General features: G+C 72.1%; 18 protein-coding genes. 6 read left to right on the top strand and 12 right to left on the bottom strand.

Annotated features, from left to right (window positions below):
• Positions 1 to 142 precede the first annotated feature (142 nt).
• Positions 143 to 2,254 carry a hypothetical protein gene (locus EKD16_RS22365; protein ID WP_131101130.1) on the bottom strand — a complete coding sequence of 704 codons (2,112 nt, stop codon included), beginning with the start codon at positions 2,252 to 2,254 and terminating at the stop codon, positions 143 to 145.
• Between the two features lie 643 nt (positions 2,255 to 2,897).
• Here EKD16_RS22365 and EKD16_RS22360 point away from each other — a divergent pair.
• Positions 2,898 to 3,758 (top strand): NAD(P)H-dependent oxidoreductase, encoded by an 861-nt coding sequence (locus tag EKD16_RS22360; protein ID WP_131101127.1) that lies wholly within the window; start codon positions 2,898 to 2,900, stop codon positions 3,756 to 3,758.
• 109 nt (positions 3,759 to 3,867) lie between these two features.
• Here EKD16_RS22360 and EKD16_RS22355 read toward each other — a convergent pair whose 3' ends face one another.
• The 7 genes from EKD16_RS22355 to EKD16_RS22325 all read right to left on the bottom strand — a co-directional run bounded on the left by EKD16_RS22355 (position 3,868) and on the right by EKD16_RS22325 (position 13,285).
• The gene (locus tag EKD16_RS22355; protein ID WP_131101125.1) at positions 3,868 to 4,623 is read right to left on the bottom strand and encodes a hypothetical protein; all 756 of its coding nucleotides are present in this window, start codon (positions 4,621 to 4,623) and stop codon (positions 3,868 to 3,870) included.
• Positions 4,624 to 4,679: 56 nt separating this feature from the next.
• Positions 4,680 to 5,273 carry a hypothetical protein gene (locus EKD16_RS22350; protein ID WP_131101123.1) on the bottom strand — a complete coding sequence of 198 codons (594 nt, stop codon included), beginning with the start codon at positions 5,271 to 5,273 and terminating at the stop codon, positions 4,680 to 4,682.
• A 328-nt stretch (positions 5,274 to 5,601) separates the two neighbouring features.
• Positions 5,602 to 6,648, bottom strand: a complete 1,047-nt coding sequence (locus EKD16_RS22345; RefSeq protein ID WP_131101121.1) for an ABC transporter permease — start codon at positions 6,646 to 6,648, stop codon at positions 5,602 to 5,604.
• Positions 6,645 to 7,607, bottom strand: a complete 963-nt coding sequence (locus EKD16_RS22340; RefSeq protein ID WP_131101118.1) for an ABC transporter permease — start codon at positions 7,605 to 7,607, stop codon at positions 6,645 to 6,647. Before EKD16_RS22340 ends, EKD16_RS22345 begins: the two co-directional genes overlap by 4 nt.
• The gene (locus EKD16_RS22335) at positions 7,604 to 9,343 is read right to left on the bottom strand and encodes a sugar ABC transporter ATP-binding protein (protein WP_131101116.1); all 1,740 of its coding nucleotides are present in this window, start codon (positions 9,341 to 9,343) and stop codon (positions 7,604 to 7,606) included. The genes EKD16_RS22340 and EKD16_RS22335 overlap by 4 nt, the downstream gene beginning before the upstream one ends.
• Positions 9,344 to 9,472: 129 nt before the next feature.
• Positions 9,473 to 10,582, bottom strand: coding sequence for an ABC transporter substrate-binding protein (locus EKD16_RS22330; protein ID WP_131101114.1), 1,110 nt, complete (start codon positions 10,580 to 10,582; stop codon positions 9,473 to 9,475).
• A 363-nt stretch (positions 10,583 to 10,945) separates the two neighbouring features.
• The gene (locus EKD16_RS22325) at positions 10,946 to 13,285 is read right to left on the bottom strand and encodes an AbfB domain-containing protein (RefSeq protein WP_131101113.1); all 2,340 of its coding nucleotides are present in this window, start codon (positions 13,283 to 13,285) and stop codon (positions 10,946 to 10,948) included.
• Positions 13,286 to 13,708: 423 nt separating this feature from the next.
• Here EKD16_RS22325 and EKD16_RS22320 point away from each other — a divergent pair, with 423 nt between their 5' ends.
• Positions 13,709 to 14,737, top strand: a complete 1,029-nt coding sequence (locus tag EKD16_RS22320; RefSeq protein ID WP_131101111.1) for a LacI family DNA-binding transcriptional regulator — start codon at positions 13,709 to 13,711, stop codon at positions 14,735 to 14,737.
• Between the two features lie 69 nt (positions 14,738 to 14,806).
• Here the strand turns inward: EKD16_RS22320 and EKD16_RS22315 are convergent, their stop codons facing one another.
• The 3 genes from EKD16_RS22315 to EKD16_RS22305 form a co-directional block, all read right to left on the bottom strand.
• A complete protein-coding gene (locus tag EKD16_RS22315; protein WP_131101109.1) occupies positions 14,807 to 15,061 on the bottom strand; it encodes a hypothetical protein in 255 nt (84 codons plus the stop codon).
• A 550-nt stretch (positions 15,062 to 15,611) separates the two neighbouring features.
• Positions 15,612 to 17,018 (bottom strand): PepSY-associated TM helix domain-containing protein, encoded by a 1,407-nt coding sequence (locus tag EKD16_RS22310; RefSeq protein WP_131101107.1) that lies wholly within the window; start codon positions 17,016 to 17,018, stop codon positions 15,612 to 15,614.
• Positions 17,019 to 17,193: 175 nt separating this feature from the next.
• Positions 17,194 to 17,922 (bottom strand): Mut7-C RNAse domain-containing protein, encoded by a 729-nt coding sequence (locus EKD16_RS22305; RefSeq protein WP_131101105.1) that lies wholly within the window; start codon positions 17,920 to 17,922, stop codon positions 17,194 to 17,196.
• 357 nt (positions 17,923 to 18,279) lie between these two features.
• On the opposite strand from EKD16_RS22305, the gene EKD16_RS22300 reads away from it, so the two are divergent.
• Entirely contained in the window at positions 18,280 to 20,280 is a 2,001-nt protein-coding gene (locus EKD16_RS22300; protein WP_131101103.1) for an acyltransferase family protein, read from the top strand.
• Between the two features lie 243 nt (positions 20,281 to 20,523).
• Positions 20,524 to 21,303: an SAM-dependent methyltransferase gene (locus tag EKD16_RS22295; RefSeq protein WP_131102870.1), complete on the top strand. Its 780-nt coding sequence runs from the start codon at positions 20,524 to 20,526 to the stop codon at positions 21,301 to 21,303.
• Between the two features lie 103 nt (positions 21,304 to 21,406).
• Here the strand turns inward: EKD16_RS22295 and EKD16_RS22290 are convergent, their stop codons facing one another.
• On the bottom strand, positions 21,407 to 22,621 hold the full coding sequence (locus tag EKD16_RS22290) for a DUF418 domain-containing protein (RefSeq protein ID WP_131101101.1): 1,215 nt from the start codon (positions 22,619 to 22,621) through the stop codon (positions 21,407 to 21,409).
• Between the two features lie 98 nt (positions 22,622 to 22,719).
• Here EKD16_RS22290 and EKD16_RS22285 point away from each other — a divergent pair, with 98 nt between their 5' ends.
• Positions 22,720 to 23,382 carry a TetR/AcrR family transcriptional regulator gene (locus EKD16_RS22285; RefSeq protein WP_131101099.1) on the top strand — a complete coding sequence of 221 codons (663 nt, stop codon included), beginning with the start codon at positions 22,720 to 22,722 and terminating at the stop codon, positions 23,380 to 23,382.
• 88 nt (positions 23,383 to 23,470) lie between these two features.
• Entirely contained in the window at positions 23,471 to 23,740 is a 270-nt protein-coding gene (locus tag EKD16_RS22280) for a CsbD family protein (RefSeq protein WP_131101097.1), read from the top strand.
• Positions 23,741 to 23,743: the final 3 nt, after the last annotated feature.

Below are 23,743 nucleotides of genomic sequence, written 5' to 3'. Positions count from 1 at the left end.
TCAGGCGCGTCGCCGGCGCGGCGGCCGCTGGAGGGCGGGGCCGAATCGGCCTGCGGAACCGAAGTCGTCAATGTCTCTTCTCAGGTCGTGCGTCGGGTCGGGGTGGCACCGGGTGCGGCGCCCGCGGCGGGGCGCCGCGCATCTACTGCGTCGGCGTCTCCGCGGCGGAGGGGTCCGGCGGCGGGGAGGACTGGCCGTCCTCGCCGGCGTCGCCGGGCGCGGGGTCCGGTTCAGGCTCCGGATCGGGCTGGGGCTCGGGGGGCGGTGTGTCGCCGTCGTCGCCAGGGTCCGGTTCGGGCTCTGGTTCGGGCTCCGGCTCGGGGTCGGGCTCCGGCTCGGGCGGAGGGGTTTCGTCGTCGCCCGGGCCGCCGCCCGGATCGGGTGTCGGTTCCGGGGCGGTCCCGCCGCCGTCGTCATCGCCGGGATCGGGAGTCGGGTCGCCGTCCGGGCCACCGGTGCCGTCGTCCTCGTCGCCGGGCTCGCCCGATCCGTCGTCCTCGCCGTCGTTGCCCTCGTCTTCGTTCCCGCCTTGTTCCGAGCCGTCGTCCTCGCCCTCGGAACCGTTGCCGTCCCCGCCCGTTTCGTCCCCGTCCTGCTCGCCGTCCTGTTGGTCGTCCTGTTGGTCGTCCTCGTCGTTCCATCCGGGAAGACCGGGTTCCTCGTCCTCGTCTTCCTCGCCCCCGCCCTGGCCGCCATCCGGGCCGGGCAGCAGGCCGTCGTCCGAGCCCTGACCGGGAGCGTCGTCCTCGCCGCCGATGCCGCCGGATTCGGGGCCACCGCCTTCACCGAAACCGCCGCCGTCGTCGCCGAGCGGGTCTTCGGACGCCTGCTGCTCGGGCTGCGGCGGGGGCGGAGGCGGCTGCTCCACCCGCGGCTGCTCCTCGTAGCCGTCCTCGTGCTCCTCGGGCCGCGCCTCGTCATCCTGGTCGCCGCGGTCGCCGCGCCCCTCGTGCTCGCCGTCGTCGCGGGGATCCGGGGGCTCGGGCAGGTCCTCGGGTGTGCTCGCGTCGGGCAGGTCGGGCTGCTCGGGGACGTAACCTCCGTCGTCGGGGCCGTCGACGTACTGCTCGCCGCTGTCGTCCCCCGAGTCCTCGGCGTCGCCGTCCCCCTCGCCCGCACCGGGGCCCTCGCCTCCGGGCTCCGGGTCGTACTTGCTCACCTTGCGCACGTGCCCGTCGGAGTCGACGACCAGCGCCGATTCCGACTCTGGCGCGTTGATGAACAGGTGGCCGTCGCGGACCTCCAGCTCCAGCGGGCTCTTGTCGGCGTCGGGGACGCGGATGGTCGTGCGCTGGGTGCCTGTGCTGGAGAACTTGCGGACCAGGCCCTCTTCGGCGTAGGGCACGTATACCTCGTCGGCGAAGGGCAGCGCGGCCGCGGGACGTGTGCCGTGCACGGTGAACGCCCGCACATGCGGCTCGCCGGCGAGGTCGCCCACCGCGACCACGGACGCGGTGTCGGGGACCGTGATGGAGGCCAGCCCGCCCGCGGTGCGTTCGGGGACCTTCGCCCCGCTGAGGCCGATCGGGGAGTCGACGGTGGCGGCGGAGCCGCCGGAGACCACGCTCACCTCGTCGGAGTCGCGGTTGACCGCGAGGGCGCCGGAATCGAGAACGCTGAGGCCGAGGTCGTCGCCGGGTTCGCTGACAGGCACGCTCTCCACGACCTCGGGCTGCTCCCGCCCGGTGTCGATGCCCACGACCGTGCCCTGCGACGGGGCCGCCACCCACAGCCTGCCCTCGCCGTCGAACCGCCCGCCCACCAGCGGACCGGCCAGCTGCAGGGGTTCGCCCACGGGCTCCAGGGTCTCCGGATTCATCCGGCGGACCTCGCCGCGCTTCTTGGCGATGACGACGGCGGAGTCGCGGCCCAGAACGAAGTGGTTGTCGTCGGCGCCGATGTCGCTCTGCCCCGAGAAGTCCATGCGGGCCAGGTTCACCGAGGTCAGCGAGCCGGTGTCGAGGTCGTGCACGACCAGATGGCGGTTGTTCTGCGCGAGGCGCACCGGATGGTCCTCCGCGCCCTCCACCGCCTGGACGAGATCGACCCGGCCGTTGTTCGCGTTGACGCGGATGACCTCGCCGGTGACCCGGCTCCACAGCCAGGTGGAGCCGTCGGACAGTTCGTCGAGGTGGCTGAACGCGCCGACGCCGAAGACCGCGCTGCCGACGAGTCCGGTCGCGAGGAGCGTGACAGCGCCCGCCGTCGTTCCCTTGCCGAGGCGACTGCGCTCCGAATTCCGCTGATAGCGCACGGTTGCCGGTCTCCTGTCGTTCCTCAGGGGTGCAGAACGCCGGGTCGCCGCCCCGCGGCGGCGCTGCCTTTTCGAACGAGGTCGCCGACCGGGGAGGGGCACCGGTCGAGCATGCCGCGAGCGGCGAGGAATGCCTGGTCAACACCGATTCCTGCGTACCGCGGCCCGCTGCTCGTGTGGCTGCGGAATGCGAATTCACGGAGTCGGCGCGCCGAAAACCTTACCGCGAACGGTTGCCGGGAAAAAGGTGCCCCTGCGGTCGGAGGACCGCCGGATCCGGGGCGGCGGTCCCCGTGTTGCGCCGGGATTGGGCCGTTCCGGCCGACCGATCGCACCGGGGCTGTCCGCGGAAAGCAGCGGCCCCCGATCGCGGGAGCGCACCCGAATCGGCCGCGTACCTGGTATGGCCTTGCGCCGGTGGCACGGAATGGCGGTCCATGCGGCGGGTCGGCGGGCGCCGGGATTTCCGGGAACACGACGACCGCGCCTGCGACAGACGGATTCGGGTCCGTCCGCAAGGAGGTGGCCGTTTGTGGCCAGACATTCTTTCCGCGGCCGTTTCCCATTCGTTTCCGCTCCCGCGGAGCGCCACCGCCGCGCTGCGCACTCGTGCCGACGACCGCCGCTGGTGCAGGATCGGGTCATGAAGATCCTCTGGGTGTTCGCCCACCCCGAACGGCGCTCCCTGAACGGCTCCCTCATGGACGCCGGGCTGGACCAGCTGGCGGCCCTGGGCCACGAGTACCGCGTCTGCGACCTCTACGCGATGGGGTTCAAGCCCGTCGTCGACGCCGACGACGTCCGCGGCGTGGGCGGAGCGGGGTGCGACCGGCTGTTCGTCGGGGACGAGCAGGAGCGCGCCTACCGGGAGCAGCGCCTCAGCGCGGACGTCCGCGCCGAGCAGGAGAAGGTCGAATGGGCCGACGTGCTGGTGTTCCACTTCCCGCTGTGGTGGTTCGGCCCGCCGGCCATCCTCAAAGGGTGGTTCGACCGCGTACTCGTGCAGGGCTTCGCCTTCGGCCTCAAGGACGATGCGGGCCGGACCCGGCGCTACGGTGACGGCGGACTCGTCGGCAAGCGCGCCCTCATCGTCACCTCCGTCGGAGCGCGCGAGTCCGGTTTCGGCCCGCGCGGCGTGCACGGCCACGTCGAGGAGGTCCTCTTCCCGCTGCTGCACGGAACCTTCTGGTACACCGGCGCCGCCGCGCTGCCGCCTTTCGTGGTCTACGGCGCCGACCGCGCCCGCGGCGACGACTTCGCCGGCCACGCCGCCGAACTGGGCAAGCGGCTCGCCGAGCTGGAGACCGCGGAGCCCATCGCCTACCGGCACGAGAACAGCGCCGACTACGACGACGACCTGGTGCTCAGCCCGGAGTTGGCGCCGGGGCGCGAGGGTGTGGCCGTCCACCGGGCCGGGCTCGGTGCCGACGGTGTCCCCGTCCCCTCCGCTTCCGAGGCGAAGGACGGCAGCGGCCCGCGGTACCCCGGTCGGCCCGCCGGGTGAGTCCGCCGGCCGCGGTGCCGGCAACCGCGAAAGCGGGGGCCGCCCGCGTCGGGCGGCCCCCGTCGGCGGGCGCGGGGTCGCAGCGGCCCGCCTGGTCGGCGATCGGGGATCAGTCGTTGGTCTGCAGCAGCTGCCGGAAGAACGTCCGGTAGCCCCGCATGGCCTTGCGCAGGGCCTCGGTGTCGGCCTCGCCCTGCTCGGACCACTGCTCCTCCAGCGTGCGCTTGTGCGCGGCGAACTTCTCGTTCAGCGTCCGCAGCACCTCGTCCACGAGTTCGTCGGCGGTACCCACGGCCGAGCGCGGGTCGTCGACGAAGTCGCCCTGGGCGTCGCGCCACTTCTCCTGGAACCGGCGCTGGTCCTCGTCGGAGAAGAGGGTCACGCCCTGGTCTGCGGTGTCGGCGCCGCCGGAGGCGCGAGAGGCCCGGGCGGTCCCGCCGGACTGCGCCGGCGCGTCCGACTTGCCGGTCCCGTCGGTCTGGGCGTGCTGGCCGTTCGGCGCGCTCTGGCCGCTTCGGCCGCCCTGGGCGGGCACGGTGCCGGTGGACTCGGTGCCTCCTGGGGCCGAGGCGCTGCCGGGCGCGGTTTCCGCCTGCGAACCGTCGGAGGCCGCGGCCGTCCCCGGCTGCTGGGCAGCTGAGGGAGCCGCGCCCGCGGACTCGCCGGAGGGAGGTCCCGCGGGTCGCGCGGCCGTGCCGCTCTGGCCGGGCGACATCTGCCCGGTCACGGCCTGCCCGGATGCAGCGGTCTCCTCGGTGCGATGGCGGCCCTGCTCGCCGGGGCCGGAGCCGCCCGGCATCGGTTGGGCGCCGTCGGCACCGGCGTCCGTCTGGGACTCGTTCTTGCGCTTCAGCGGGTTCTCCATGGGGAGGGGCTCCCTTCAACCCGGACGCGCGGACGCGTCCGGGGCGGGTTCGCGTATCAGTGGGCGGCGGAGTCGCCGCGGTCCGCGGTGTCGGGCTCGGCCGATGTCCCCGAGCCGTCGCTGAGAAGTTCGTTGAACAGCGCGCGGTAGTGCACCATCGCGGCGCGCAGGTCCTCGGTCGTCGCCTCGCCTGCGGCGTTGCGTTCGCTGATGGCGCGTGCCTCGCGGTAGCGGTCGACGGTTCCGGCGTGCTCGACCGACAGGTCGGCCACGCGCTGGTCGTCGTCCTCCGTGGGGTACCCGCGCTCGGTCATCAGCCGCGTGAGGAGCTCGTGCCCCTCGCGGACGGCCTCGGCCGGAGTGTCGACGAACTGCTCCTGCACCCGGTTCCAGCCCGCCTCGTACTGTCGGCGGGAGCTGTCGGAGAGGGGCTGGAGGTCCAGCTTGGCATGGCGCTTCTCGCGCTCGGCCAGTGCGCGTTCCGCCTCGCGGCGGCCGCCGTGCTCCCGGACGGCGCGGTCGTACTCGGGTCCGAAGCGCGTCCGCAGTCGGCGGCTGCGCTGCCACGGCACCGCGAAGGCCACCGCCGCCGCGACGGCGACGACCAGTACGACGATCACGACGACCGTGATGATCAGGCCGGTGTTCATGTCTTCGGCCTCCTCGTTCCTGTCCGGGCTCCGCCTGCTGCGGGCCCCGTTGAGGCTTCACCCGGGGGGCTACCCGAGCGGGATGCGGTAAACCGAAGATCACGGTTCGGTCAAGAACCGAGGGCTGGTTGCAATGTGCTGACCAGGGCGGATGCCGTGACGAAGGGCGCCGAATGTCGCGCCGCGGTAAGGGCGCACCGTGGATTCGGCGATGCCCAAACGCGCTTTCCGCGCGGGTGCCGACGCCGCCGTTGCGGCGGCCGGGATGCGGGCCGGCGGCGGTACCGGAAAGCGCGGTGGCGCCGGCGCCCTCCGGTACCGCCGGGACTCAGCGCCGCCGCTTCCGCCGGCTCAGGTAGTTCTGCGCGAGGACCACCACGATCAGGAAAGAGCCGCTGACCACCTGCTGGTAGGCCGAGCTGAGGCCGCTGATCGCGTTGATGATGTTCTGGATGGACTCCAGCAGCAGCACACCGACCAGCGATCCCGACACGAACCCGTAGCCGCCGGCGAGCAGGGTGCCGCCGATGACCACCGCGGAGATGGCGTCCAGCTCGATGCCGATCCCGAAGATCGTCACCCCAGAGCCCAGCCACACCGCGTTCAGCGCGCCGGCCAGCCCGGCCAGCAGGCCGGAGAGCGTGTAGGCGGCCACCTTGGTGCGCACCACCGGCACGCCCAGCAGCGCCGCCGCGTCCTCGTTGCCGCCGACCGCGTAGACGTTCTGCCCCCACCCCGTGCGCCGCAGCAGGACACCGCCGACGGCGAAGAGGACGATCACCAGGAAGACCGGGTAGCCGATCCCGAAGATGCGGTCCTGCACCAGAGGGGTTATCGCCAGGCCGTCGGGGACGACGTAGGTCTCGGTGCCCTCGTCGGACACCGCCAGCATCAGCCCCCACGCACCCAGCATGGTCGCCAGGGTGACGATGAACGGGGCAAGCCGTGCGACGGCGATCAGCACACCGTTGAGGAGCCCGATCAGCGCGCACACCACCAGGGGCAGCGCCAGCGCGGCCAGGCTCCCGTACTGCGACGCCCACGCCGCGAGCACCCCGGCGAGGGCGAACACCGTACCGACCGACAGGTCGATGCCGCCGGTGATGATCACGAAGGTCATCCCCAGCGCGATGATCGCGGGGAAGGCCGCGCCGACCGCGATGTGATTCAGGTTGCCCACGCTCAGAAAGCCGTCGAACGTCAGCGCCGCGACCGCCAGCACCAGGATCAGGACCACCAGAGCGCCGTGCCGCTGGACGAGGTCGGCGGCCGAACCGCCGCCCCACCCGCGGGAAGGCGGCCGCCGTCCGGCCGGCCCGCCCGGTCCCGAGGCGTCGGATCCAGGCGCCGCCGCCGCGCTTTTCACCGTGGTCATCTCTTCCCCCGCTCCCTCGCCACGTAGACGGCCGCGATAATCACCGCGGTCTGCGCGATCTGCGTCCACGACGGCGGCAGGTCGTGCTTGATCAGGGTCGACACGAGCAGCTGCATCAGCACCGCGCCGGCGACGGTGCCGGCGATGCGCACCCGGCCGCCGTGCAGCGGGGTGCCGCCGACGACCACGGCCGTAATCGCGGAGAGTTCGATGAGTCGGCCGAGCGAATTGGGGTCGCTGGCCTGCAACCGTGCGGTCGCCAGCACTCCGGCGACGGCGGCGAACAGTCCGCACAGCATGTAGACGGCCAGCAGCGTGCGCCGCACCGGCAGGCCCGACAGGTCGCTCGCGCGGCGGTTGCCGCCGATGGCCACCAGCCGGCGGCCGAAGACGGTCCGGCGCACCACGAAGACGACCACCGCGATCAGCGCCACCGAGACCCACACCAGGTAGGGCACGCCCAGCACGTCGCCCGAGCCCAGTTCGCGGATGCCGGCGTTGCGGATGCCCTCCAGCTGGGGCAGAAGCACCAGTGACAGGCCGCGCCCGCCGATCATCATCGCCAGTGTCGCCACGATGGCCTGCACCCCGGCGAAGGCGACCAGCGCGCCGTTGACCGCGCCCGCGGCGGCGCCCGCCGCGAGTGCGACGAGGATCGCCACCACCGGCCCGTAGCCCAGGTACAGCGAGATCATCGCAGCGGCCAGCGCCATCACCGAACCCACCGACAGGTCGATGCCGCCGGTGGCGATGACCAGCGCCATCCCCAGCGAGAGGATGAGCACCGGGGTGACCTGCACCGCCTGGGTGCGGAAGTTCTCGACCGAGAGGAAGTTCGGGGTGAACACGAAGTTGAACACCAGCAGGGCCGCCACACCGACGTAGACGCCGTACTCCTGCAGCCACGGGATGATCCGGTCGCGGTCGATGTGCACCGCGGGCATGTCGATCGCGGTCATCGGCGGCCCCCCTCTCCGGTGGCGCCTCCGGCGGCGCCCGCTGCGGCCTGCGTGTCGGAACCGGTTCCGGACGAGGACCCGCGCCCGCCGGAGGCGCTGCCGGACGGGTGCTCGGACACGCCGCCCGGATCTGTGGCCGCGGGCGCGCCTTCCTCCGCGGCGTCCGGGTCGCCGGGGTCGCCGGGGCCGCCTCCGTCGGCTTCGGCGATGGCCTGCATCAGCGCGCCCTCGGTGACCTCGTCGCCGGCCAGCTCGCCCACCACGCCGCCGTCCTTGAGCACCACCACCCGGTCGGAGCCTTCGATCAGCTCCTCCAGATCGGAGGAGATCAGCATGACCCCCAGCCCTTCGGCGGCCAGTTCGTCGATCAGGCGCTGCACCTCGGCCTTGGCGCCCACGTCGATACCGCGGGTGGGCTCGTCGAGCAGCAGGACCTTGGGGTTGAGCGCCAGCCAGCGGGCCAGCAGGACCTTCTGCTGGTTGCCGCCGGACAGTTCGGAGACCTTCTGCCGGGTACCGGCGGACTTGATGCGCAGCCGCTTCACGAACACGTCCACCACGCTGTCGATCCGCCGCTCGGAGACCAGCCCGAAGCGCGACAGCCGCGGCATCGCCGCCAGGGCGATGTTCTCCCGCACCGACAGTTCGGGGATGATCCCTTCGCTCTTGCGGTCCTCGGGCAGCATGCTGATCCCGGCGGCGATCGCCGCGGCCGTCGAGCGCCGCCGCAGCGGCACCCCGGCCACACTCACCCGGCCCGAGCGCAGCGGCAGCGCCCCGGCGATCGCCCGCGCGGTCTCCGTGCGCCCAGAACCCAGCAGCCCGCCAAGGCCGAGCACCTCGCCCTGGTGGATCCGCAGCGAGACGCCGTGCAGCTGCTGCCGCGCGTCGAGCCCCTCGGCCACCAGCACCGGTTCGGCCGAGCGCTGCTCGTGCGCACCGCCGAAGGTGGTGGCGCCCTGCCGCTCGACCTGGTCCATCTCCCTGCCCAGCATCAGCGAGATGAGCCGCAGCCGCTCCAGACCGGCCATGGCGCCCGTATGCACGACGCGGCCGTCGCGCAGCACCGTGACGCGGTCGCAGATGCGGTAAAGCTCGTCGAGCCGGTGGCTGACGTAGATCACCGTGATGCCGCGTTCGCGCAGGGTGCCGATGACCGAGAAGAGCGTCTCGACCTCGCGCGGCTCCAACGAGGACGTGGGCTCGTCCATGATGACCACGCGGGCGTCCGCGACGACGGCGCGGGCCAGGGCCACCATCTGCCGCGCCCCCATGGACAGCCCGTCCAGGTGGCCGGTCACGTCGACGTCGACCCCGTAGTCGCGCAGGATGCGGGCCGCTTCGCGGTGCATCCGCGGGAAGTCGATCAGTCCGAAGCGCCGCGGTTCGCGGCCCAGGAACAGGTTGCGGGCCACGCTCAGCAGCGGGATCAGGTTCACCTCCTGGTAGATGGTGGAGATCCCGGCCCGCTGCGCGCGCAGCGGCGTCTCGAAGCGGACGGCCTCGCCCCGGTAGCGCACCTCGCCGGCGTCGGCCGCGTGCACGCCGGTGAGCACCTTGATGAGCGTGGACTTGCCCGCCCCGTTCTCGCCGACCAAGGCGTGCACCTCTCCGGGCGAGAGGTCGAAGTCGACGCCGTCGAGGGCGAGCACGCCCGGGAAGCGCTTGGTGAGGCCGCGAGTCGACAGAATGCCGCCGGTCCCGCCGGTGTGGTCCTGCGCTGCGGTAGCGGTCATCGCCACCGTTCCTTCCTCCTCTGCTCCATGGCCCCTCGCCGGATCGAAAGAAGGGCCGCGGGCCCGGCCGCCCGGGCCGGCGGGACGCAGCGCCCCGCCGGCCCGGGCCCCTCCGGGCGCCTGGTCGCCTCAGTACGCGTTGGGCAGTTGTTCCTCGGCGTTCTCCTGGGTGTACACCCGGTCGGAGATGATCAGCTCGACCGGGACGTCCTCGCCCTTGCCGAAGGACTCGTGGGCGTCGAACGCCAGCGGGCCGAACCGCGGGTTGGACTCGACCACCGCGTAGATCCAGCCGTCGATGATGTTCTGCACCGCGGTCTTCGTGCCGTCCACGGTGACGATCTTGACGTCGCCGGGCTGCTTGCCGGCCCCGCGCAGCGCGGTCACTGCGCCGATGCCCATCTCGTCGTTCTCGGCGTAGACGCCGTCGATGTCGGGGTTGGACTGGATGAGCTGCTCGGTGACCGACTGGCCGCCTTGGCGCGTGAACTCGCCGGTCTGCTCGAAGACGACCTCGATGCCGGGGGCCTTCTCCTCGACGCGGTCCTTGAAGCCCTTGGTGCGCTCGGTGGTGACGTTGTTGCCCGGCGTTCCCAGCAGGATGGCGACCTTGCCCTCGCCGCCGAGGGCCTCGATCATCTGGTCGGCGGCGCGCCTGCCCTGCTCGACGAAGTCGGAGCCGATGAAGGTGACGTAGTCCTCGCAGGGGTTGCCGTTGATCTCGCGGTCGATGGTGACGATCGGCACCTGCTTGCGCTCGGCCTCGGCCAGCACCGGCTCCCAGCCGTCGGAGTTGAGCGGCGCGATGATCAGCAGCTCGGCTCCCTGGGACATCAGGCCCTGCACGTCGCTGATCTGCTGGGCGAAGTCCGACTGGGCGTTGGCGGTGATCAGCTCGACGCCGCGCTTCTTCGCCTCGTCCTCGATGGAGGCCGTCTCGGTGATGCGGAAGGGGTTGGACTCCGCCTCCGACTGGGAGAAGCCGACCGTCATGTCCTGCAGGTCGAACTTCTCCATGCCGAACTGCTCGATGTTGCAGGTCTGGTCGCTGCCCGCGGCCTCGTCGAGCTGCTGGGCCCGGGCCGAGGCGTCGCCCGAGGGCTGGTCGGCCGCGACGTCGTCCTCGCTGCGCGCGCAGGACGACGCGAGCAGGGTCAGCGCCGTGCAGGTGACCGCGGTGAAGACCGTTGCCGTGCGGCGGCGGGAGCGCCCGGCGCGGTCGAGGAGATCAATTGCCATGTCCAGCCTCCACCAGAGAAGGATGTGCGAGCCGATCGGGGCCGCGCGGTGCGCGTGCCGGTAGCCGAGGGCCGCGGATAGACGCGAATCGGGGGTCGGCGCCCGGACGAAGCCGGGCGGATGGGGGCGTGTCGGGGGTGGGACGGGGGTCGGGGCGGGCGCCGGTCCACTGGGTGGACGGGGTCGCCGAGCTGTGCGGACGGTGTCCGCGGGGTCGTCTCCCGCGGGCACCCGGACGTGCCGTGTCCGCGCTGCCGCGGCGCCGGCGCCGCCCGCCGCAGGGATCGTCGGCGGGCGGCACCAGCGGTTGCGGTTCGTGTCAGGCCCGGTCGCGGCCGGCAGGCGCGGTCCGGGCCTTCGGGGTCACTGCGCCCAAGGCGACTCGACCGCCCACGTGGCGTCCCGCTTGAAGTTCGCGGACGTCTCGTAGGGCTCGGGGCCGCCGACGCCGGCGAGCCACAACTCGGAGTCGTAGTGGCGCAGGTACTGGTCGGGGAAGTTGTAGGAGCGCAGCGACACCCCGGAGCCGGACAGGCCGGGCACCGCGCACCAGGTGGCGTCCTCGCGGAACAGCTCGGAGCCGTCGGAGGCCTCGCGCCGGACGCGGGACTCGCGGTGGCGCAGGTACTCGTCGGGGTAGTTCAACGATTCGAGGGAGTAGCACTCGTCGTCGGCCAGACCGGGCACGATCCGCCACGTCGCGTCCCGCTTGAGCAGGTCGGAGCTGGATTCGTCGACGACCTCGGTGAAGCCGAGCGAATCCTGGTGGCGGATGTAGCGGTTGTCGTAGCCGGGGGTGGTGACGCGCAGCGAGCGCAGTTCGCCGGCGGGCAGCTCCGCCGATCCGCCGACCGGGCGCCCGGCGATCAGATCCCGGTGTGCGGCCCGCACCCGGGCGGCGTCCACCTTGAGCTGACGTCGGTCATAGGTCCACAACCCGTTCAACTCGTTCTCGACGTCGGTGATCTCGGTGTAGATGGCCGCGGAGATCCCGTTGGTGCGTTCCAGCCGCTGCACCCCCGCGGTCAGCCCCTCGTAGCGCGTGGTCAGCGCCTCGCTGTCGGAGACCATCTCGTAGCCGAACCCGTTTCCGGGGCTCCACTCGTGTCCGTCGAGCCGCAGGCCCAGGCCGCCGTACTCGCCCAGCACCGAGATGCGGGAGTCGGTGGCCGGTTCGGGATCGCCGGGGCCGACGTAGATGTGCGAGTCGATGGCGTCGCCGTTGCCGGTGTCGTACCACCCGGATGCGCCGGTGACCAGCCGCGAGGGGTCCATCTCCTGGACGTCCTCGGTGATGCGGGCGCCCTCGTACTGCCCCCAGCCCTCGTTGAAGGGGATCCACTGCGTGATGGAGGGGAAGCTGCGGTGCTGGTCGATCATCTCCCGCAGTTCGTGCTCGTACTGGTCCTGCGCCGCCTGGCCGGGCTGGTGCGCCATGGAGGGCATGTCCTGCCAGACCAGCATGCCCATGCGGTCGGCCCAGTAGTACCAGCGGTCGGGCTCGACCTTGACGTGCTTGCGGATGGTGTTGAAGCCCAGGTCCTTGGCGGCCTGGATGTCGAACTTCAGCGCCTCGTCGGTGGGGGCCGTGGAGATCCCGTCGGGCCAGTAGCCCTGGTCCAGCGGACCCATCTGGAAGACGTACTCGCCGTTGAGAACGGGGCGCAGCACGCCGTCGACCATCTTGGTGCCGATGGAGCGCATGCCGGCGTAGCTCTCGACCCGGTCCCAGACCTTGCCGCCGCGCTTGAGGACGACCTCCACGTCGTAGAGGAACGGGTCGTCGGGCGACCACAGGTGGGGGTCGGGCACCGGCACCTCGATCGTGGAGCCGGGTGCGCCGCTCGCCCTGCCGACCACGGTCTCCCCGTCGCGGACGGTGGCCTGTGCGGTGACGCCGCCCGCGCGAACGGCGTGCACCACGGCGTTCAGCGTCTCGCCCTCGATGTCGGGGGTGAGGTCGACGCGGGTGGTGTGCGCGGGGCGGACCGGTTCCATCCACACCGTCTGCCAGATGCCGGAGTAGGAGGTGTAGAAGATGCCGCCGGGGTTGTTGCGCTGCTTGCCCACCGCCTGCTGTCCGGAGTCGGTGGGGTCGTGCACGCCGACGATCACCTCGTTTTGCTCACCCCGCCGCAGGGCGTCGGTGACATCGAGGGAGAACCGGTCGTAGCCGCCGCGGTGGTCGCCCACCTTGGTGCCGTTGATCCACACGTCGGCGCGCCAGTCCACGGCGTCGAAGTTGAGCTTGACGTGCCGGCCCTTCCAGTCCTCGGGGACGGTGAAGGTGCGCCGGTACCACATCCGGTCGGTGTCCTCGCCGATCCCGGAGAGGGCGGATTCGACCGGGTAGGGGACGAGGATGCTGCGGTCGAGGGTTCGGCCGAACGGGGGAGCCTCGCCCTCCTGGGCCGGCTCCCATTCCCACTCGCCGTTGAGGTTTCGCCAGTCGTCGCGCACCATCTGCGGCCGCGGGTACTCCGGCAGGGCGTTGCTCGGCGATACGTCGTCGGTCCAGGGAGTCTCAAGCGGGGGTTCGAGCGGGCTCCACTCGGCGGCCTGGGCGGGGGAGGCGACCGCGAGGGGCATGACCAGGGCCGCGGCGGCGACCAGCGTGGTCAGCAGGGTGCGGGGGCGGCGGGAGCGGGCAGCGGGGCGGGAGTCGGGGGACGGGGGGTCGAGGTCGGGCGGCAAGCGTCTCATCCGAAGCCTCCGGGTCGCAGGGGGATACACCGGGCGGCCCGCCACGCGGGCCGCGGACGGTGCTCCCACGCTTTTACAACGTGGGAAACACGGTTGCATCCATGATGAGAGCACAGTCACACGTGGCTGTCCAGACCCCGGTTGCCGATCCGCGAACGCACCGGATGTTGCGCCGCAGATCCGTCCTCCGGAGAACATCCGGTGAGCAGCACCCTTGTACGGGGCGGCCGTCTGTGTTGTATAACGATGGAAAAGTCAGCATCGACACCGGGCACGGGCATCCCCCGAGCAAGCCGATGACCCGGCCTGCCCGTACGTCGGTAAGCGCCTTCAACCGGCGCCGCGCCGCGCCGATCCGCTCGTAGTCTCGGAGCCGGACGGCGCGGATGTGAGCGGGCAGGGCGCGCGTGCGAAGGGGGCGCTGTGGTCATCAGCCTGAAGGACGTCGCCGAGCGGGCGGGTGTATCGGTCAAGACCGTGTCCAACGTGGTCAACGGCTACCGGCACGTCACCCCGGCCACCCGGCAGCGGGTGCAGCAGGTCATCGACGAACTGGGCTACCGGCCCAACCTCACAGCGCGCCACCTGCGCAAGGGCCGCACCGGGATCATCGCCCTGGCACTGCCCGAGCTGGGCAATCCCTACTTCGCCGAACTCGCCGACGCCGTGATCAGCTACGCGGCCGGCCTCGACTACATCGTGCTGCTCGACCACACCAACGGGCGGCGCGACCAGGAGGTCCTCTTCGCGCAGGGGTTCCGGGCGCGGCTGATCGACGGCCTCATCCTCAGCCCCATCGAGCTGGAGAACGAGGACCTGCTCGCCCGCGGCCACGACGCGCCGCTGGTACTGCTGGGTGAGCGGGAGTACGAGGCGCCCTACGACCACATCGCCATCGACAACGTCACCGCCGCACGCACGGCCACCCAGCACCTGCTCGACCTGGGGCGCCGCCGCGTCGCCTTCATCGGCGCCCGCCACGGCCGCGCGCGCCAGACCGCCCACCTGCGGCTGCGCGGATGGCGGGAGGTGATGGCGGAGTCGGCCGCGCTGGAGGGCGACGGGCACGGCCTGGTCGCCACCACCGACGGCTACACCCGCGAGGACGGCGCCCAGGCGATGGCCCGGCTCCTGGACTCGGGCGCCTCGCCGGACGCGGCGTTCTGCTACAACGACATGGTCGCCATCGGAGCCATGCGCACGCTGACGGAACGCGGCCTGCGCGTGCCCGAGGACGTCGCCGTCATCGGCTTCGACAACATAGAGGACGGCCGCTACTGCTCGGCGTCGCTGACCACTATCGCCCCGCACAAGCAGGGGATAGCACAGGCCGCGGTCGACGCCCTGCTGGCCCGCCTCGACGGCGGCGAGGAGGCCAGGCACGCCGAACCCCGCCACGTCCGCCCGGGCTTCGCCCTCGTCCGCCGGGAGAGCACGCTGGGCCGGCCGTAGCGCGGCGCCACCCGTGATCTGCGTACCCGTGGTCGTGGTCCGCCCCGGCGACGACCACGGGTACGCAGATCAGCGGCGGGTACCCGGTGCGGGAGAGCCTGCACCGCATCGGCCCGGCGCGGGCTCTGCGGCGACGATGTCGGGACGCACGTCGGCGAGTCGGCGGATGAGGGAGGCCAGCGCCGCGTTCTGCGCGGCATCCAGGGACGCGGGCTCGTGCGGCGCCGCGGGGTTCTCGGGTGGGCGCGGTCGCGGACGGTTGCGGTCCGGTCGGCCGTCTTGGGCCTGGACGTTCGGTTCGGCGCGGGTCGTGGCTGCGGGCATGGAGATGCCTTTCGAACGCGAGGGGAGGGACCGCAAGGGCTACCGCGGAAGCGGGAGCCGAGGAGGGAGGGACGAGCCGAGCGTCGAATACGGCCGCATCCGGGCACTGCCATGCGCCCTTCCGCGGTGAGTCGCGGCCGTCGCCGACCACGCCGTCGTCGCGAGTTTATCGGCGCCCTCCCCGCGGATTCCGGGAAATCGTGACAGCGGATCCGGCGTTCGCGGAATCCGCGGGAACGGTGCAGGTCGCTTGGGTTCGCGGGATCGGTGTGCGTTCGGGGGCTATTCGGCAGGTGCGTGAGAAAGCGGAAATACCGGGCGATTCTGGAAACAGAGTAGGGGCGATCGGGGTTGCCGTCGGAATTCGATCACCGGTGAATTCCGCGAAAACCGCCGCTGCCGACCGCCTCGGCTGTGGTAAAAACCGCTCCCTCTCCCCGGACTCGGGCAGGGTGAGCTGCCGGTCCTGCGGCACCGTCCACCCGCCGCCCTCCGGGCGCCCGGCCGGGGCGGCGCGGGAGGCCCGGCCGGGCGGCGGGTGCCGGGGCTGTCAGGGCGCGGACTCGGGGCGGCCGGCGGCCAGGACGGTGTCCACGACCAGGAACAGCACCAGCGAGACCCCGAGCACCGGCATCAGCACCCCGATGGCGACGGTGACGGCCGCGACGGCGCATTTCAGTTGCCACGGCAGGGCCGACCAGGCACCGCGCGGGACGGGGCGGCCCATGGAGAAGCGGGCGTCCGGGGTCGGGCGGCGGCGCCACCACATGCGGTAGCCCAGCACCATCACGACCATCAGCCCCAGCGCCAGCGCGGTGAGCACCAGCTGGTTGGCCACGCCGAACAGGAGGCCCATGTGGGCGTCGATGCCCAGGCCGGCGAGCTTGGCCATCAGCGGCCAGTCGGCGAATCGGACCTCGTCGACGACCGTGCCCGCGGCCGGGTCGACCGCGATCGAGTCCGCGCGGACGGGCCAGCTGCTGTCCAGCTGCTGCACGGTGTAGACGGCGGTCTCACCGGCCGGGTAGGTCACCTCCACGGGGCCGTCCAGGCCGTTTTCGCGGGCGGTCTGCAGCACGCGGTCCACGCCGACGTCGCCCTCGGAGGCGGCGGTCTGGGATTCGGCCGGTAGCTCGGTGGAGACCGCCGGCGTCTCCCAGGACATCGCCCCGCGGATCGCCGCCACGTTCGGACCGGCGAACTGCGACCACGTCAGCCCGGTCGCCGACAGGAACAGCAGCCCCACCAGCAGCCACAGCCCGATCGAGCCGTGGAAGGACATGGTGCGGCGCATCCCGCGGGCCTTGGGCTCGGGCAGCAGCGTGGTGCGCACGCGCCGCCTGCGGCGCCGGCGCGAGATCCACAGCGCGGTGCCGCCCGCGGCGATCAGCCACATCCAGCTCGCCGCCAGCTCACTGTAGACCCGGCCGAAGTCGCCCAGGTGGAGGTTGCGGTGCAGCAGGTCGATCCAGGTGCGCACGGGCAAAGCGCCGCTGCCGCCGTAGGAGGTCAGCGTGCCGCGGACCTCGGCGGTGTAGGGATCGACGAACACGGCTCGGCTGTGGCTGTCGGTGGGAAGTCCGTCGACGTCGAAGAGCACCCGGGTCGTGTCCTGCGGTTCGTCGCCCGGGCGCACCGCGGTCAGCGTCCCCTGCGGCAGCGAGCCGGACGCCGCGGCCACCTGCTCCTCCAGCGGCAGGCGGGCCTCACCGACGGCCGCGACGTGCAGCTCGCGGTCGTAGACGAGCTCCTCCACCTGCGGCGTCCACACGTAGAGCAGGCCGCTCGCGGCGGCGACGAAGATGAACGGCGCCACCAGCACGCCGGCGTAGAAGTGCATCCGCAGCAGCAGCGCGCGCAGCGGAGCCCACCACGAACGAGACGGGGGAGGCTTCGCGGCGGTCGGCGATGGCCGCTCGGGATCGATGGTGGACTGAGAGTGGTCGTCGATGGGCATGGGGGTCCCCATCCGTTTTCGTGTCGGCCGCTTCGGTGAGCGGACAGCGGGTGTGGCCGTCGCTTCAGTAGTCGGATGGAACGTGCCGGGAGTTCCCGCGGGATCGGAGCCCGTTCCCAGGCCCGCAGCTTCGGACTCCGCCCGGCTCGGGGGCCGCGCCTTGCGGTGCGCCGCTCTACTCGGCGGCGGCGACCACCGCGCGCGCGGTCTCGACGATCGACTCCAGCCGCACGTGGTGGGCGCCCGGCCAGTACACGCGGCCGCACTCGCGGCAGCGGGCGAAGGTGCTGTAGGTGGCCCGCGTGCCCGGTTCCAGCAGGTGGGACACCGCCTCCTTGGCCGCCGGCAGCAGCAGGCCGTTGCACGCCGTGCAGCGGCTCCACGGCGCCAGGGGCGGCGCGAAGCGGTCGAGTACGTCCCGCATCCGGTCGTCGGGCTTGCGCCCGCGCACGAACGCCCCGGCGTCCAGCGCCCGGCGGTGCAGCAGGCGGCGGTCCTGGGTCAGCAGCGCGCGCCGCTGCTCGTTCGCCATGGCGATCAGGGTGTCGTCGTCCCGGTCGTTGTCGTAGGCGGCGTCCACGCCGACCAGGCGCAGGCGGCGGGCGAGCGCGCCCAGGTGGACGTCGAGCAGGAACCGCGGCGGGTCGAACGGCAGCCGCTGCGGCCGGGTTATCCCCAGGACGTCGACGGTCAGCCCGGGTTCGGACCGGCTGTCGCGCCCGATCTCGCGGCCAGCGGCAAGCAGGCCCCCGACTTCGGTGAGCGGAACACCGGCGGACTGCACCAGATGGCCCAGCGTCGCGGTGGGGTCGTGGACCACCTCGACCTCGGGATCCCGGTTGCGCGGGGAGAGCAGGAACCGCAACTCCTCCGCGAAGCGCAGGGACACCCCGGGCCGGTCCATGCCCCCAGGATGCCAGAGCACCTCCGCGACACCGCGGGCCGCGGCATCAGGCCCCTCGCACGGTGACCGCGGCCGCCGATCCCCGCGGCTGCCGGGGATCCACGTTTCCTGGGAAGATTCACATACTTCTGAGACTATTCACATAAATTCCGGGTAACGCCTTGTATGTAACAAGAGTGTCACGACACGATGGGGTTGCTCGGTCCGCACCCCCGGCCGGGCGATCCCCCGAGACTCCCGTATTCCCACCCGGAAACGCGCTCTGTGACCATTAAAGCACATAATGCAACGGCCCTCTCATCGTCCGCGTCGGCGTCCGGACCCGCGTCCGGCGCATCCCGCCGCTTTCTGCCCGAGGTGCAGGGGCTGCGTGCCGTGGCGGTCGGGCTCGTGCTCGTCTACCACGTCGACCACGACCTGCTGCCCGGCGGCTATATCGGTGTCGACGTCTTCTTCGTGATCTCGGGTTTCCTGATCACCTCGCTGCTGCTGCGCGAGGCGCGCGAGCACGGGCGCGTGTCGCTGTCCCGGTTCTACGCGCGCCGCATCCGCCGCATCCTCCCGGCGGCGAGCGTGGTGCTGGCGGTCACGGGAGTGGCGGCGTTCTGGCTGCTGCCCGCCCCGCGCCTGGCCGAGATCGCCAAGGAGCTGGCGGCCTCGGCGTTCTACGTGGAGAACCTGCTCTTGGCCGACCAGTCGGTGGACTACTTGTCGGCCGAGACCGCGGCCAGCCCGGTGCAGCACTTCTGGTCGCTGGCGGTGGAGGAGCAGTTCTACCTGCTGTGGCCGCTGCTGTTCGCGGGCTGGGCCATGCTGGGGCTGCGCAGCGACCAGCGGCTGGGACGGCGCCGGGTGGTGCTGGCGGCAGCCGGGACGGTACTGGTCGCCTCGCTGGTGTGTTCGGTGGTCATGACCGCGGCCGATCCGCAGCCCGCCTACTTCCTGCCGCAGACGCGGATGTGGGAGCTGGCGGCCGGAGGCGTGCTGGCCGTAGTGCTGACCCGCTACGGCATCGGAGCGGTGTGGGCGCGCTGGGCTCTGGCCTGGGCGGGGCTGGCCGCCATCGGCTGGGCCGCCTGGACCTACAGCGGCCAGACGCCGTTCCCGGGCATCGCGGCCGCCGTTCCGGTGCTCGGCGCGGCGGCGGTGATCGCCGCCGGCGAGCACCACCCGCGCTACTCCGCCTACGGGCTGCTGTCGAGCGCGCCCGCCCGATTCGGCGGGGACATCTCCTATGCGCTGTACCTGTGGCATTGGCCGGTCATCGTCTTCGCCCTGAGCCTGAGGGAGTCGGACGAGCTGCCCCTGCTCTCCGGCGTGGCCGTGGTGATCGCGTCGGTCCTGCTGGCCTGGGGCACCAAGGTGGCCGTAGAGGACCCGGTGCGCCGCCACGGGCTGCTGCGCAGCGGCCGCGCCGCCGCTGCCTTCGCCGTCACCGCGGCCTTGGTGGTGGGGCTGATCGGCGCCGCGCAGTTCGCGCGCTACGAGTGGCTGCGCAGCGTCGAGTTCGATCCCGTCGTGCACGTCGGTCCGGCGGCACTGGGCACGTCCGACCCGTTCGGGTCGACCGACGAGCAGATCTACCCCTCGCCGGTGGCCGCGAACGAGGACCTGCCCGACGTCTACGACGAGTGCCAGGCGTCGCCCCGGCTGACCACGCTCCAGAAGTGCGTCTACGGCCCCGACGAGGCCGAGACCACCGTCGCCGTGACCGGCGACTCCCACGCCGCCCAATGGGTGCCCGCGCTACGCAAGATCGCCGAGGAACAAGGCTGGCGGCTGCACATCTACGCCAAGTCCTCGTGCGCCTTCACCCTCACCACTATCGAGCTCAACGGCAAGGGCTACGACGAGTGCGCCGAGTGGAACAAGACGGTGATGGAGGAGCTGACCACCGACGTCAAGCCCGACGTGGTGTTCACGAGCTCCAGTGTCGGTGCCGACGCGGCCGATTCGGCCACGGAGTCCGAGAGCAAACTCGACATCGCCACCGGGATGAGCCGGTTGTGGGGCCCGCTGGAGGACGCCGGCAGCCAGGTGGTGGCGATCCGCGACACCCCCCGCACCGGCGAGCGAGTGCCCGAGTGCGTCTCCCGCCACTCCCGCGAGTCCCCCGAGTGCATGACGGCGACCGCAGACGCCTTCTCCGAACAGGACCCGCAGTTGATCGCCGCGGCCAACGACGAGGACGCCGAGGTGATCGACCTCAGCGACGAGTTCTGCATCGGCGACACCTGCCCGCCCGTGATCGGCAACGTCCTGGTCTACCGCGACAGCAACCACCTCACCGCCACCTACGCCGAACTGCTGGCTCCCCAGCTCCGCGCCACAGCCGCCGATGCCCTGGAGCAGCTGTGAGCCGCAGGAGTCTCCTCCGCCCCGTGAAAAGCCGGGACACAGCGCCGCCGGTATCCCGTTGCGCGGTGCGCTTGCGGTCGCGGAATCCGGCGTTAGGGTGACCGCGTGTACGAATCAGACGAATCAGGAACTCCGGGCGGCAGCGCCCGGTCGGCCGGGGCGGAGGCCGCTGGGAACGGTGTCACGGAGCCCTGGCGGGCCGCCGAGGGCGGGCGGGAACCGCGAGCCGCATCGCCCGCCGGTATCGACACCAGCGTGGCCCACAACGCGCGGGTGTGGAACTACTGGCTGGGCGGCAAGGACAACTACGGGCCCGACCGCGGCGCCGGCGACCACGTCCGCTCGCTGTTCCCCAGCATCGTCGACGTCGCCCGCGCCGATCGCGCCTTCCTGCGGCGGGTGGTGCACCACCTCGTGGGCGGTGTCGGGCTGCGCCAGTTCCTCGACGTCGGCACCGGGCTGCCCACCGCCGACAACACCCACGAGGTGGCCCAGGCCGTCGCGCCCGAGTCGCGGGTGGTCTACGTCGACAACGACCCGCTGGTGCTTGTGCACGCCCAGGCGCTGCTTACGTCGAGGCCGCCGGGCGTCACCGACTACATCGAGGCCGACATCCGCGACCCCGAGCGGATTCTGGAGACGGCCCGGTCCACCCTCGACTTCGACCGGCCGATCGGGCTCATACTGCTGGGCGTCCTCAACTTCGTCCTCGACACGGAGGAGGCCGCGGCCGTCGTCGGCAGACTGGTGGACGCCCTGCCGCCGGGCAGCCACGTCGCGCTGACCCACCCGACGCTGGAGATGGGCGGCGAGGCCAACGCCGCGGCGATGGAGTTCTGGAACGAGAACGCCACGCCGCCCATCACTCCGCGCACCGTCGCTGAGATCTCCGCCTTCGTCGACGGGCTGGAGATCCTGGAACCGGGCGTGGTGTCCTGCGCCGAGTGGCGCCCCGACTCCGCCGAGGCCGACGGCGGCCCGCAGCGCGTCGCCCAGGTCGGGATCGTCGCCCGCAAGTCCTGACTGCGCAGCGCACCGGCCGTCCGCTCGTCCACCCGCGCCGATCGCCGCCTTCCCGCCCGCGTCGGGCGTGAAAGCGGCACGCGGGGTCGTGCACCGGCGGCGCCTACCCCGCCCCGGCGGGGGCGCTCGGGCGCCCGTACGTCATCCGGCGCAGGAACCACTCGGCGGGCCCCCGCCGGAACCCGGCGCGGCGCATGGCGTCGGCGATCACGACCGTGGCCAGCCACACGCCGATGCCCAGCGCCACCGCCTGCGCGTCTCCCAGAGCGGGCCCGATGCCGAGGGCGTAGGGCGGTACCACCACGGCCCAGGCCACGGACTGCATCAGGTAGCAGGTCATCGAACGCTGTCCCGTCGCCGCCAGCGCGCCGACCACGGGGCCGCGCCGCTCGTCGGGGCGCCGGTTCAGCCGCACGGCGATCAGCGCGATCACCGCCGCGTAGCCGAAGCCTCCTGCATAGCCGGTGATCAGGTGGACCCAGAACACCGCCGCCGCGGTCACGGGACCGGCGTCCCAGACTGCCAGGTTGACCAGGGCCTGCGGCACACCGCCGACCACGGCCGTGCCGACACCCCACACGGCCACCCGCCGCAGGAGTGGAAGATGGCGCTCGGGCTCGTCCAGCAGGCGGCGCCGCGCGGCCCACACGCCCACCAGGAACGGAAAGACCGAGATCACCAGCATCAGCGGCAGGAAGCCGGGCAGTATCGCCAGGCGCATCGCCATGTCGGTCAGCCAGGTGAGATCGCCCGCGCCCGCCGTGCTCTCCGCGGCGGAGAACAGCAGTTCGGAGACCACCGCATAGCACAGGCTGCCCGCCGCCAGCCAGGCAAATGCGTGGGCGAGCAAGCGCCGGTCGCTCATCCGCAGAAACGCGGTGAACAGCAGCGCGATGAGCCCGTATACGGCGATGATGTCGCCGTAGAACAGCAGGGCGGTGTGGGCGAGGCCGATGACCACCAGCCAGCGCCCCCTTCGGCGCAGCAGTCGGCGCACCCACGGCCACTCGCGCCCTTCGGCCCTGCGCCGCAGGTGGATCTGCGCGAGCCCGTAGCCGAACAGCGCGGCGAACATGGGATAGCCCCGGTTCTCACCGAACAGCGCCATAAGCGCGGTGGCCGCGACGTCCAGCGGGCCGTCGAGCGAGAACCCGCCTCCGCCGGTCACGTCGCGGAACAGGTGGGCATGGACGGTCGCGATGACGAGCAGCATGAAGCCGCGCGCCAGGTCGGGGGCGAGCGAGCGCTGCGTCGCGGGCAGCGCGGCGGATCCGGTCGAGGGTTCGCCGCGTGCCGCGGCGTCGGTTTCATGGGACATGGGCGGGTCCTCGCAAGAGCCGGTCTGGATTGGATACGGTGGCGTATCTAAATACCGGACTATAAGATACGCTTGCGTATCTAAGGAAGCGGAGCGGTGTGAGCGACCGGAAGCGGACATCCGCAAGCGGCGGATCCTCGCCGGCACGGCGGCGCCGCGGTGCCGAATTGGAAGGGGCCATCTACGCCGCCGCGCTGGACGAGACCGCGGAAGTCGGCCTGGCCCGGGTCACAATGGAGGGCATCGCACGCCGCGCCGGCACCGCCAAGACCTCGCTGTACCGGCGCTGGACGTCGCCGGAGGACATCGTGCTCGGTGCCCTCTACCGGGAGTATCCGGTGGAGCGCCCCTCGCCGGGCGCCGACGACCTGCGCGGCGACCTCGTGGCGGCACTCACGCTCATGCGCGACGGCCTGATGCAGCGGCGGTTCGGCATGGCGCTGCGATCCGTGGTGGACGAGGCGGAGCGCCGTCCCGAGCTGCACAAGCGCCTCTACGAGGAGGTCTTCGACGCCCGCGGCGGTCGCTTCACCCGTACCGTGCTGCAGCACTATGCCGACCACGGGCACATAGATCCGGCGCGGCTGACACCCGTCGTCGTCGACATCGGCGAGGCCCTGCTGCTCAAGTACGGCATCGACGCGCACGCGAAGCCCGACGACGCCTACATCGAGGCCGTCGTGGACGAGGCGATCCTGCCGGCCGTGGGGTGCACGGTCGATGGCGCCGGCGACCGACGCGTGCGAAATCGCGGTGCATAGCGCGCCCCCGGATGCGGCAGTGGACACAAAAGCCGGATTCCGTTATGCCGCCGGAGTCGGCGGACTCGGGCGGCGTTTGGAGGACCACATGAGCACCGGCGAGAAAGGCGAAAGCAAGGGCGAGCAGGTGCGCGGCAAACTCAAGGAGGCCGCCGGCAAGGTGACCGGCAATGAGCGCCTGAAGAGCGAAGGCCGCGGCGAGCAGGCCAAGGGCCACGTCCGCGAGGCCAAGGAGGACGTCAAGGACACCGCCCGCGGCTTCACCGAGGGCCTGCGCGGCGATTCCGGCGACTCGGGAGACCGCGGCCCCGAAAACGACCGCCGCACCGACGAAGGGCCGGACGCCGACCGCCGCTGACGG

The sequence above is a fragment of the Streptomonospora litoralis genome, assembly GCF_004323735.1.
GTDB classification, from domain to species: Bacteria; Actinomycetota; Actinomycetes; order Streptosporangiales; family Streptosporangiaceae; genus Streptomonospora; species Streptomonospora litoralis.
The sequence above is the reverse complement of the archived record's forward strand: the minus strand, read 5'-3'. Positions and strand labels throughout refer to the sequence as shown.

Coding starts and splice junctions, on each gene's coding strand:
- EKD16_RS22360 (WP_131101127.1), top strand. CDS start 2,898: ATGAAGATCCTCTGGGTGTTCGCCCACCCCGAACGGCGCTCCCTGAAC.
- EKD16_RS22355 (WP_131101125.1), bottom strand. CDS start 4,623: ATGGAGAACCCGCTGAAGCGCAAGAACGAGTCCCAGACGGACGCCGGT.
- EKD16_RS22350 (WP_131101123.1), bottom strand. CDS start 5,273: ATGAACACCGGCCTGATCATCACGGTCGTCGTGATCGTCGTACTGGTC.
- EKD16_RS22345 (WP_131101121.1), bottom strand. CDS start 6,648: ATGACCACGGTGAAAAGCGCGGCGGCGGCGCCTGGATCCGACGCCTCG.
- EKD16_RS22340 (WP_131101118.1), bottom strand. CDS start 7,607: ATGACCGCGATCGACATGCCCGCGGTGCACATCGACCGCGACCGGATC.
- EKD16_RS22335 (WP_131101116.1), bottom strand. CDS start 9,343: ATGACCGCTACCGCAGCGCAGGACCACACCGGCGGGACCGGCGGCATT.
- EKD16_RS22330 (WP_131101114.1), bottom strand. CDS start 10,582: ATGGCAATTGATCTCCTCGACCGCGCCGGGCGCTCCCGCCGCCGCACG.
- EKD16_RS22325 (WP_131101113.1), bottom strand. CDS start 13,285: ATGAGACGCTTGCCGCCCGACCTCGACCCCCCGTCCCCCGACTCCCGC.
- EKD16_RS22315 (WP_131101109.1), bottom strand. CDS start 15,061: ATGCCCGCAGCCACGACCCGCGCCGAACCGAACGTCCAGGCCCAAGAC.
- EKD16_RS22310 (WP_131101107.1), bottom strand. CDS start 17,018: ATGCCCATCGACGACCACTCTCAGTCCACCATCGATCCCGAGCGGCCA.
- EKD16_RS22305 (WP_131101105.1), bottom strand. CDS start 17,922: ATGGACCGGCCCGGGGTGTCCCTGCGCTTCGCGGAGGAGTTGCGGTTC.
- EKD16_RS22290 (WP_131101101.1), bottom strand. CDS start 22,621: ATGTCCCATGAAACCGACGCCGCGGCACGCGGCGAACCCTCGACCGGA.
- EKD16_RS22280 (WP_131101097.1), top strand. CDS start 23,471: ATGAGCACCGGCGAGAAAGGCGAAAGCAAGGGCGAGCAGGTGCGCGGC.